We start from the raw sequence: 7,938 nt of genomic DNA, 5'->3' as shown, positions 1-7,938 counted from the left end.
AATGACTTGCATCACCTTCTGACGGAAGTCGTAACTATAAGCTATTGCCATCCTGGGGGACCAATCACTCCTATTGCCAGTCTACGTCCTAACCAGACTGGCAATAGCTATATGTAGAGTAATCGCGCTCGTTTCCTTTGTCCAAGCACCCTCGAAATATACGGATGATTGCTGCGGCTTCAACTTCAGAGGCGCTCGCAATTGCACCTTAAAGCAGCACTTGAGTCTGAACAAGTTTGTCCCTTGCTTCTAGGTTCTCGCATACTTGAATGAGTTCAGCCAGTCTAGCCAGCAGGCCAGCACACTCTTCTTTACCAGTTGTCATTGGCGATCGCTCACACCGTTGCCAACACTGCCTCTACTTTATTGATGCGCTGCTGCAATTTCTCAATTTCCTTGCCTAGGGCTTTGATGCGCTTACTACGGGCGATCGCTTTTGTCCCAGTAGCGAACTTGAGTCAGACAAATCCACGGGGTCTGATGATGAACTACTGCATGGAGAGGTGCCAGGCTCTTGCGCTTGCTCCCTAGCCTGTTTTTTGGCCACCCAAGCCAAAGCACTTTCACGAATCTTCCTAGCGCGTTCTGGGGTCAGTTTCCGCATATTCTCTGCGGCACATCGCCACTATTAATAGGTGAGCATTCTAGTGGAGTGAGGGGGCGATCGTAGCATTTTGATCAAGCCTTTTCCCGCCCCTTCACGCTACTCGGCTCATCCAGCGAATTTGTCTAATGTAGTCCCTAATAGAAGCTCAGTGCTGCTATCCGTTAGACGAGCTTTCAAGGTTGCAGCAGGTTTAGAAACGTCATGATCATTCACGAAGAGGTTAGAACTTTACGGATGATCGGGGCAGACAAACGAGCGCCCTCGACTGATGGGTGAGAGAATTCGTCTCTGTAAAGGAGCTGCCCGTTCTTAGCATTGTAAGTACATTGCTCTTCAGGACAAAAAACATCAAATACATCTACTATGCGTAGTTTTCCTCTTAGCTGTAGGGAGGTAAGGACTTTATTCAAGTTGTCACGGCGTCGAAGTGACTCACTTTTGCGAGGCAATTTGCAAGGAGTCCCAAAGGGAGAGAACCATTGCTCTGCTGCGACTACGGGGTCACACTTCGCTTCACGGGCGAAAGGAATACCGTGTAGAACTGCTAGGCGGATACCTCTTGTCGAGAGTTTGACTGAGAGTGCTTCTAGCCCATTCTCCAATTGCTTCAAACGCTCATCTGTTTCGGATGTCCTGTGCTTGGGCGAAAACTCTGCCATGTCGTTGATAAGAAACACCCAATCACCAGTTCTTAAACGGCTGATGAGAGAAGGAACAACGCTGTCCCAGTAATAATCATTTGATTTCCCCCATATGGTGGTTTTGTTAGGTATCTCCTTTACAGGAGATGCCCCAGACGAGGATGTAATCGTGACTGAATATCCGTCTGATATCACAAGGTCATCAAATGCTTGAGTGAATGCTGCTGAAAAAGAGTTCCCCAGAACCATGACCCTTTTCTTTGCGTTAGAGAAATTACCCAGTGTGCAGTCCTCAATGAGAATTCTTTTACCCACTTGCGAACTGTCAGTTAGGATGCACTTACCACCTTTCCATAATGAATTGGCTTGTTCTAGCGGGTATACATCCATAAGTGAGGAAACTCCTACCGCAACCAATGATGGACGGCGGCCTACATATAGAGACAGATTTGGTATCTGGACAAGAACAAAAAGCACAACTGCAACACTGACAGAGGCAGCCATTCCATATCCAATGGCTTGCCAGCGAACAGCAGACCAATCCGAACGGCGAAGAGGCGTCTCTACATACCGATAGGAAGTGATGGATAGCAGTAGCATGAGGGCAATCTGGAATGGCACCGTCCACCAGTGAATGCCAATTATCCAACGACTAAGAGACAGAACACCCCAGTGCCAGAGATAGAGAGAGTAGGAAATCAGACCGATATAAACCACTTGTGGGTGAGTGAATAAGCCATAAGCAGCAGTTCCTGGGCGAAGACAGGTAATCAAGACTGCTGTGAGCACCACTACGGCAACGGTTGCTTGCACAGCGAATTGCAGGGGGACAAATAAAACTGCAACAACAGCACCAGTGGTTATCAAAGGCGGAAGGTGCCCAAGGGCGCGGAGAAACCTATTTGAAGGCTTCAGGCTTAGAAACAACAAGCAACCAGCACTCAGTTCCCATAGACGGGAGGGCATCAAAAAGTAAGCAGCAGGCTGGTTTGTCTGGTAGACGTAGACAAAAGCAATCAAGGAAGCAACTGATAGTGTTCCTGTCACCCAGAACAGATTCCTTGCTCCTTTGGTGGCCAGGCGACCAAAGCCAGTGAACCAAGCCAGGAATGGGAACAGAAGGTAAAATTGTTCTTCCACCCCCAAAGACCAAGTATGGGTGAAGATATTTAGCTCTGTGGAGGCGGCAAAGTAATTTGTGGACTGCTTTAGTAGGTAGAGATTGGAAAGACCAAATAGAGATGCAATGCCAGTCTTTAATGAAAAGCTTGGGCTGGGATTAAAGAGACATACCAGAACACCAGTAATGAGCACGAACAACACCAACGCTGGCACTAAGCGTTTGATACGCCTGGTATAGAACCCGACCAGAAAGTCACGGAAATTCTGGCTGGAACGTCCTGCTAGAGAAGAAGTGATAACAAATCCAGAGATAACGAAAAAAACGTCTACACCTAAATACCCGCTTGGTAGAAGGTCTTTATTGAAGTGGTTAATGATGACTGCAGTCACCGCAAACGCTCTGATCCCATCAATTTCCGATCTATAGGAATCTGATTTATAAGGATACTGACTTGCCTGGGGTGTGAGATTTATCTGCACGGGGTTTATGAAGCCTCCGTCATTACGATGCACCTGGCCAAAATTGTAACTAGCTGCTTGCGCTAGGTGGATCTTCAAAACCAGGGGTATTGAAGACTAAAGGTTTTTGCCAATAGCCTTACCCTTGCGTTAATGAATGTTTCCGCATAGCAATTTAGCTCAGACAATATAGATAGGTAGGTAGTGCCATATACCTCTGATGAGAAGATAGGCAGAATTTTACATATATCTCTGAAACCAAACACCTCACTAGTTGCCGTCCAGACCCTAAACCCAAAAGATTAGAGAGGCGATCGCCCCCTCCAGTTGCAACTCTGAAACCTCTTCGGACTACTCAAAAACCTCACTCAAGCTACTGCCTCTTTCAATCTAGTCATCAGAGTCCCGCATGTAAGCGGTTTGACTTGCTGGAGAATACGCTAGCTCGTGAGTACCGATGGAATAGCATTGCACTCTAGTATCAGCTTCAAGCTCTTTTGGCTTCCACCAATACCATGAAGGAGAATACTCAAAAGCCATAGGTTCCACTATGTCCGATGGGTCACATTCATTGTCAGAGGTATGGGCTAGCTTGCCAAACTTTAGTCCCTCTGCCCTAACGAGCAACCTGACACTGAATGGTTTCACATTAAAGCGACAGTAGTCATGCCTGTCTAGCGCATCGTCAAATCCATCAGTTACGCAACGGAGATTGGATGCTTGGCCGAGGATACTGGGATACTGAAGGTAAAAACCAATATAGGTTTGGAGAGTATTATCCGATTTCAGTAAACGTGGAACAACGTACCAGAGTAGATATCCATAAGCAATCAAACAAACAGGCAAGGCGATGAGTAACCGAGGAACAATAAAAAATAAACGCCTTGATAGTTGTGTCATTGCAAGTCTCCACAAAGTAGTCACCAAGCTAGCAGATCTCTAGCACTCAAGCTTTCAATTTCTTTAGAAGCTCAGAGACGCGATCGCCCCTTCCAGTTGCAGATCCGACACTTCTAGATACCGCTGGAGTGACTGCAAGCTGCGATGCCCTGATATCTCCTGAATTACTCACAACGCAACCGTACCCCGTGTCACTCATCTGGGTTAGGGTGTACGTCGGAAACTGTGCGTACTGACCCCTACCAGACCCAAGCGATCGCTAATGACGGACTAAGCCATCAAGGCTTATCAGATAAGGGGTATGACTTGATGAGGCTGAAACGACCTTAAATCAGAGTCGGAGTTTTGAGTAGAGGCTCTATCAAAAAACGGTCCTTTTTTGATAGCCTTGCTGCATGAAGCAAACAACTTGTGCCCTATACCTTCGGATTTCAACGGTCGATAAGGGACAAGATACTGATAACCAGCTTTTGCAACTTCAAGAATTTTGCGATCGCCAAGGTTGGCAGATTGTTGAAACCTACATTGATCGCGAATCGGGCCGAAAGGGTAAGCGTGAGCGCGACGGCTTCAACCGCATGTTTGAGGATGCGGCAAAGCGAAAGTTTGATGTACTGCTGTTCTGGTCGCTCGAGCGCTTTAGTCGCGAAGGCATCCGCAAGACGATCGCCTACCTCCAGCAACTCAGCAATCTAGGCTGTAGATTCAAGAGCTACACTGAACCACTGCTGGATACCGAGAATGAATTGGTGGCCCACATCGTTGTGGGAGTTCTAGCCTACCTCGCGCAACAAGAAGCAGTCCGAATTTCTGAGCGAACGCAGGCAGGACTCCAACGAGTGCAATCGCAAGGAAAGATTCTAAGTCGTCCCGATGGCTTTGAACAATGGAAAGACCAACTGGCCGAACTATAAGCTGCTGGGTACTCGCAAGGGCGGATAGCTCGTGAAATGGGTCCTTATAACACGGTAATAGAGCTATCTAGCGACTAAAGCTACCTCATCACTCCGTTCAGAGCTGAAATTCTGGCTTTCCTTGGAACCTTTGAGTCATTGCGTCCCTTGGGCAATGACTCAAAGGCGACTTTCTGTCCAGCCATACCGACAAACGCAATCAATGTTTGAAGAATCGGAGCTTAGCAAAGCAAAGACTCGAATTGTTTCAAATCACAACGTTGTTTATATTTCTCTTCGATTTATGACTCATCGAGTATCCCAGTAATTAGCCTTGTAGTATTTGCTTGCAATACCTGCAGGAGATCAAAAAGTCCATATCACAACATTTGATAGGAGATACTATGAGCAGCGGAAACGGATGCCCATTTACGGGCGGCGGTCAGAAATCTGAGCCTCGTCATAGGCCGGCGAACCGAGACTGGTGGCCAAATTATTTGCATCTGAACGTTCTCCACCAGCACTCACCCCAAGCCAATCCTATGGGTGAGGAGTTCAACTACGCTGAGGAGTTCAAAAGCCTTGACTTAGCTGCCTTGAGGGCAGATATCTATGAACTAATGACCACCTCCCAGGATTGGTGGCCAGCCGATTACGGTCATTACGGGCCGCTCTTCATCCGGATGGCTTGGCACAGCGCTGGCACCTATCGGATTGGCGACGGTCGCGGCGGTGCAGGCTCGGGTAGCCAGCGGTTTGAGCCCCTCAACAGTTGGCCCGACAATGCGAATCTTGACAAGGCGCGCATGTTGCTTTGGCCCGTCAAGCAGAAATACGGCAAGAAAATTTCGTGGGCCGACCTGATGATCTTCGCGGGCAACTGTGCCTTGGAGTCAATGGGCTTCAAGACGTTGGGCTTTGCCGGTGGGCGCGTGGACGTCTGGCAGCCAGAGGAAGACATCTACTGGGGTTCTGAGAAAGCCTGGCTCGGCAATGAGCGTTACGAAGAAGATCGCGTGCTGCTGAATCCGCTCGCCGCCGTGCAGATGGGCCTGATCTATGTGAACCCAGAAGGTCCAGACGGAGAGCCTGATCCGCTCGGCTCAGGGCGCGATATTCGCGAGACCTTCAAACGGATGGCGATGAACGACGAGGAGACAGTCGCGCTCACCGCTGGTGGGCATACCTTTGGCAAATGCCACGGTGCGGGCGAGGCATCGCACGTGGGTCCTGACCCTGGGGGTGCCACCGTCATCGATCAGGGCCTTGGCTGGAAGAACGCCTTCAACACGGGAGTCGGCGTTGACGCGATCACTAGCGGGATCGAAGGCGCATGGACCCCCACGCCGACGCAGTGGGACAACAGCTATCTCGAAACCCTGTTCAAATATGACTGGGAGCTGACGAAGAGCCCCGCTGGCGCATGGCAGTGGAAGCCCAAGGGCGACGCGGGTGCGGGTACAGTGCCCGATGCACACGATCCGTCGAGACGGCACGCCCCCATGATGACTACGGCAGATATGTCCATGAAGATGGACCCCATCTACAACCAGATTGCACAGCGTTATCACGATAACCCGGATGAGTTCGCAGAGCAGTTTGCCAAGGCGTGGTTCAAGTTGACGCATCGCGATATGGGACCGCGATCGCGTTATCTCGGGGCAGAGGTTCCCCAGGAAGAGTTCTTGTGGCAAGATCCTATCCCCGCCGTTGATCATGAATTGATTGATGAGCAGGACATCGCCGCTCTCAAAGCCAAGATTCTGGCTTCGGGATTGTCTATCTCGCAATTAGTTTCGACCGCTTGGGCGTCGGCGTCTACGTTCCGTTGCTCCGACATGCGCGGTGGCGCGAACGGGGCACGTATTCGTTTCGCACCGCAGAAAGATTGGGAAGTCAACCAGCCAGAGCAGCTGGCAACAGTGCTGCAAACCCTGGAGGGAATTCAACAGGAGTTCACCAGCTCGCAGTCTGGCGGAAAACGGGTTTCGATCGCTGATTTGATCGTTCTGGGTGGATGTGCAGCCATTGAGCAAGCGGCGAAGAACGCGGGTCACGAGGTGACAGTTCCTTTCAAGCCAGGACGTACGGATGCGTTGCAAGAGAAAACGGATGTCGAGTCTTTTGCTCCACTGGAGCCGGTCACAGACGGGTTCCGCAACTACACTAGTGGCAAACACAGCGAATCGCTCGAAGAGCTGCTGGTTGATCGAGCGCAGCTGCTGTCCCTGACAGCCCCTCAAATGACGGCTCTCTTGGGCGGCTTGCGCGTTTTGGGTGCGAACTTTGGCGGGTCCAAACATGGAGTCTTCACCGATCGCCCAGAGACGTTGACCAATGACTTCTTCGTGAACCTGCTCGACTTGGGCACGACATGGAAGGCGACCTCTGAGGAGGAATATGTGTTCGAGGGAAGCGATCGCAAAACCGGCGACTCCAAGTGGACGGCTACCCGGGTTGACCTCATCTTCGGCTCAAACTCTCAGCTCCGCGCCCTCGCGGAAGTCTACGGAGCTGTAGACTCGCAGCAGAAGTTTGTGAATGACTTTGCGGCGGCATGGGATAAGGTGATGAACCTCGATCGCTATGACCTTCGCTCAGTCCAAGCGAAAAGCTCTGCAAGGAGTTTCTAAGCGTAACTTCAACCGACCATCGTGTGAACAGAAGTTGAGGCTACGCTAACCTGCGGAGAACCTGAAAACGGGTGGAAGCCAGAGACTAGACATAGAGGCGGCGTCTCAGGACCAATTGAAACGCCGCCCTAGCTTTAGGCCCATACATCAAAGCTGCTTGCAGTCACAATCAACTGACACTCTATTAACTAAGCCGTCGTTTTATTGGTGGTCCTAAAGATGTAAGGATAAGGAAAATGAAGTTAAATCAATGATTCATGTCTGCCTCTTTACCTGCTTGTTCTGCTTGTAACTCCACTCATATCGTCAAGAATGGCAAAATCCATAACGGCAAACAGAACTTTAAGTGCCGCAATTGTGGCAGGCAGTTTGTGCAAAACCCCCAAAACAAGATCATTGACCCAGCAACCAAGACGCTAATCGACAAACTGCTGTTAGAGAAGATTCCTTTAGCAGGCATTGCCAGGGTCACAGGCGTTTCAGAGCCTTGGCTCGAGCACTATGTCAATGAGAAATATCAAGCAGTCCCCCAGCAAGTGATCGTGCGGACCAAAAAAAGCGATTATCTTACTTGTCAAGCCTAAGGTGCTCCATTGGCTATCACAGGCGGTTGCCAAGAAGTGCCAGCTCGAATCATGGCATTGAGGATGCGCAGCAACTTATGCATGCAGGCAATCAGTGCT

Annotated in this window: 6 protein-coding genes; 3 read left to right on the top strand and 3 right to left on the bottom strand. The window is 49.9% G+C overall.

Annotated elements, in window-relative coordinates:
* Positions 1 to 400: 400 nt before the first annotated feature.
* The 3 genes from H6F72_RS24565 to H6F72_RS24555 all read right to left on the bottom strand — a co-directional run bounded on the left by H6F72_RS24565 (position 401) and on the right by H6F72_RS24555 (position 3,729).
* Positions 401 to 604 carry a hypothetical protein gene (locus H6F72_RS24565; protein WP_190441909.1) on the bottom strand — a complete coding sequence of 68 codons (204 nt, stop codon included), beginning with the start codon at positions 602 to 604 and terminating at the stop codon, positions 401 to 403.
* Positions 605 to 816: 212 nt separating this feature from the next.
* Entirely contained in the window at positions 817 to 2,850 is a 2,034-nt protein-coding gene (locus H6F72_RS24560; RefSeq protein WP_348252742.1) for an acyltransferase family protein, read from the bottom strand.
* Positions 2,851 to 3,219: 369 nt separating this feature from the next.
* Positions 3,220 to 3,729 (bottom strand): hypothetical protein, encoded by a 510-nt coding sequence (locus H6F72_RS24555; protein WP_190441907.1) that lies wholly within the window; start codon positions 3,727 to 3,729, stop codon positions 3,220 to 3,222.
* A gap of 395 nt (positions 3,730 to 4,124) precedes the next feature.
* Between H6F72_RS24555 and H6F72_RS24550 the strand changes: the two genes are divergently transcribed.
* From H6F72_RS24550 to H6F72_RS24540, 3 genes are all read left to right on the top strand, one after another.
* Complete coding sequence (locus H6F72_RS24550; protein WP_190441905.1) at positions 4,125 to 4,643, top strand: recombinase family protein; 519 nt, start codon at positions 4,125 to 4,127, stop codon at positions 4,641 to 4,643.
* Positions 4,644 to 5,026: 383 nt separating this feature from the next.
* A complete protein-coding gene (gene katG / locus H6F72_RS24545; protein WP_190441904.1) occupies positions 5,027 to 7,255 on the top strand; it encodes a catalase/peroxidase HPI in 2,229 nt (742 codons plus the stop codon).
* A gap of 257 nt (positions 7,256 to 7,512) precedes the next feature.
* Positions 7,513 to 7,839: an IS1 family transposase gene (locus H6F72_RS24540; RefSeq protein WP_190441903.1), complete on the top strand. Its 327-nt coding sequence runs from the start codon at positions 7,513 to 7,515 to the stop codon at positions 7,837 to 7,839.
* Positions 7,840 to 7,938 lie beyond the last annotated feature (99 nt).

The sequence above is a fragment of the Trichocoleus sp. FACHB-46 genome (assembly GCF_014695385.1).
GTDB lineage: Bacteria > Cyanobacteriota > Cyanobacteriia > FACHB-46 > FACHB-46 > Trichocoleus.
Note: the sequence above shows the minus strand (reverse complement) of the source record. Positions and strands in the feature narration are given on the sequence as shown.

Bases quoted from the DNA above. Each gene is read 5' to 3' on its own strand.
- H6F72_RS24565 (WP_190441909.1), bottom strand. From the start codon at position 604: ATGCGGAAACTGACCCCAGAACGCGCTAGGAAGATTCGTGAAAGTGCT.
- H6F72_RS24555 (WP_190441907.1), bottom strand. From the start codon at position 3,729: ATGACACAACTATCAAGGCGTTTATTTTTTATTGTTCCTCGGTTACTC.
- H6F72_RS24550 (WP_190441905.1), top strand. From the start codon at position 4,125: ATGAAGCAAACAACTTGTGCCCTATACCTTCGGATTTCAACGGTCGAT.
- katG (WP_190441904.1), top strand. From the start codon at position 5,027: ATGAGCAGCGGAAACGGATGCCCATTTACGGGCGGCGGTCAGAAATCT.
- H6F72_RS24540 (WP_190441903.1), top strand. From the start codon at position 7,513: ATGTCTGCCTCTTTACCTGCTTGTTCTGCTTGTAACTCCACTCATATC.